Below are 2,069 nucleotides of genomic sequence, written 5' to 3'. Positions count from 1 at the left end.
CCGGCTTCGGCCGGCTCGGCCATGCGTTCGCCGCCGAACGCTACGGCATCGTTCCCGACATGATCACCTTCGCCAAGGGCATCACCAACGCGGCGGTGCCGATGGCCGGCGTGATGGCGTCCAAGAAGATCTACGATGCCTTCATGAACGGGCCCGAGCACGTGATCGAGCTGTTCCACGGCTACACCTACTCGGGCCATCCGCTGGCCGCCGCGGCCGGGCTCGCCACGCTCGACCTCTACAAGGACGAGGGCCTGTTCGAGCGCGCCCGCAAGCTGGAGCCGATGTTCGCGGAGGCCATGATGAGCCTCAAGGGCGAGCCCAACGTCGTCGATATCCGCACCGTCGGGCTGATGGCGGGCATCGATCTGGAGCCGATCCCGGGCAAGCCGGGCCTGCGCGGTCACGACGCGATCGAGCGCATGTACCACGACCTCAACATCTACGTGCGCGTTGCCACCGACACGCTGGTGACTTCGCCGCCGCTCATCTCCACCGAGAGCGACATCAACGAGATCCGCGATGGCCTGGTCAAAGTGATCAGAGCAGTGGCCTAGGCCATGACCCGGGACGCGCACGGCCTCGCCGATCCGGTATTGGCCGGCCTGTCGGCGCCGGCACTTGCGCGTCTCACCGATGTCCTGAAGGCGGAAATCGCGCGCAAGCGCCTGCCCGGCGTGGTGGCCGCCATCGCCCGCAAGGGCCGGCTTGCCTATTTCGAGGTGCTCGGCCGGCAGGGCCCGGACGGCGACGCCCCGATGCAGGCAGACTCGATCTTCCGCATCTTCTCGATGACCAAGCCGATCGTCTCGCTGGCGGTGATGATGCTGGTGGAGGAGGGGCGGCTGTTCCTCGGCGAGCCGATCGCCAAGTACCTGCCCGAGTTCGCCGAGATGAAGGTGGGCGTGGAGCGCGGCGGCCGTCTCGAGCTGGAGCCGGCGGCGGCGCCGATCACCATCCAGGACCTGCTGCGCCACACCTCCGGCCTGACCTACGATTTCGTCGCCACCGGCCGGCTGAAGGACATCTACACGCAAGCCCTTCTGCACCGGCGCAGCCAGACCAACGCCGAGTTCTGCAAGGCGCTGGCGTCGCTGCCGCTGCTGCACCAGCCGGGCACCCACTGGTCCTACAGTCATGCCACCGACGTGCTGGGCCGGCTGATAGAAGTCGTTTCGGGGTCGTCGCTCGAAGATGTCCTGCAAGCGCGCATCCTTGGGCCCCTCGGCATGAGCGATACAGCGTTTTCGGTGCCGGCCGGCAAGGCCTCGCGCATCGCCGAGCCGTTTGCAAAGGATCCCGACACGGGCACCGACGTGAAGCTCTACGATCCGCGCGAGGTGCCGAAGCTGCAATCGGGCGGCGGCGGGCTCGTTTCAACCACCGACGACTACCTGCGCTTCTTGCAGATGCTGTCGGGCGGCGGCGCGCTGGGCAGCACACGTCTGATCGGCCGCAAGACGCTTTCCTACATGACCGCCAATCACCTGGCCCCGGGTGTCGTGGTCGATCCCGCGCTCAACCTGCTGTCACCGGGCCACGGCTTCGGTCTGGGCTTCGCGGTGCGCACCGCGCCCGGCCTGGCGTCGTTGCCCGGCTCTGTCGGCACCTACAATTGGGGGGGCATCGCGGGGACGGTGTTCTGGGTCGATCCGGTGGAAGAATTGCACGCGCTGCTGATGATCCAGGCGCCCGGCCAACGCGATATCTACCGCGCGCTGTTCCGCAATATGGTGTACGCGGCGATCGAGTGATCCGGAGCGCCGACGTTCAACACGCCCCGTCCGCCCTTTTCGCCATACGGTTCCAGCGCCGCTCGCAGTCGTTGCCATAGGAGTTGCGATTGCAGCCGCACACCGGCTGCCAGTTCTGGGTGCACATTGGCGAAGCCTTCACGCACGTGCCCGCGGCACCGGCTTCGCCGCAATGGCCGGGCGCCGGATCACACCATAGCTCGCCATCGCAGGTGATCCGGTCGGGCCCGCCGCACGCCTCGCCCTCGCCGGCCGCCCAGCCCGGCATCGGAGTGCCGCAGAGGACGGACGCCGCCAGCACCAATGTGAGGATCG

At 67.6% G+C, this 2,069-nt stretch carries 3 protein-coding genes; 2 read left to right on the top strand and 1 reads right to left on the bottom strand.

Annotated elements, in window-relative coordinates; genetic code table 11:
• Both VFM98_RS08355 and VFM98_RS08350 read left to right on the top strand, forming a co-directional pair.
• The coding region (locus VFM98_RS08355) for an aminotransferase class III-fold pyridoxal phosphate-dependent enzyme (RefSeq protein WP_325109453.1) at positions 1 to 557 on the top strand (557 nt) is incomplete at its 5' end.
• A gap of 3 nt (positions 558 to 560) precedes the next feature.
• On the top strand, positions 561 to 1,754 hold the full coding sequence (locus VFM98_RS08350) for a serine hydrolase domain-containing protein (RefSeq protein WP_325109452.1): 1,194 nt from the start codon (positions 561 to 563) through the stop codon (positions 1,752 to 1,754).
• Between the two features lie 16 nt (positions 1,755 to 1,770).
• Here the strand turns inward: VFM98_RS08350 and VFM98_RS08345 are convergent.
• Positions 1,771 to 2,069: hypothetical protein (locus VFM98_RS08345; RefSeq protein ID WP_325109451.1), on the bottom strand; the 299-nt coding region annotated here is incomplete at its 5' end.

It is taken from the genome of Ramlibacter sp., from assembly GCF_035706265.1.
Lineage (GTDB): Bacteria > Pseudomonadota > Gammaproteobacteria > Burkholderiales > Burkholderiaceae_C > Ramlibacter.
The sequence above is the reverse complement of the archived record's forward strand: the minus strand, read 5'-3'. Positions and strand labels throughout refer to the sequence as shown.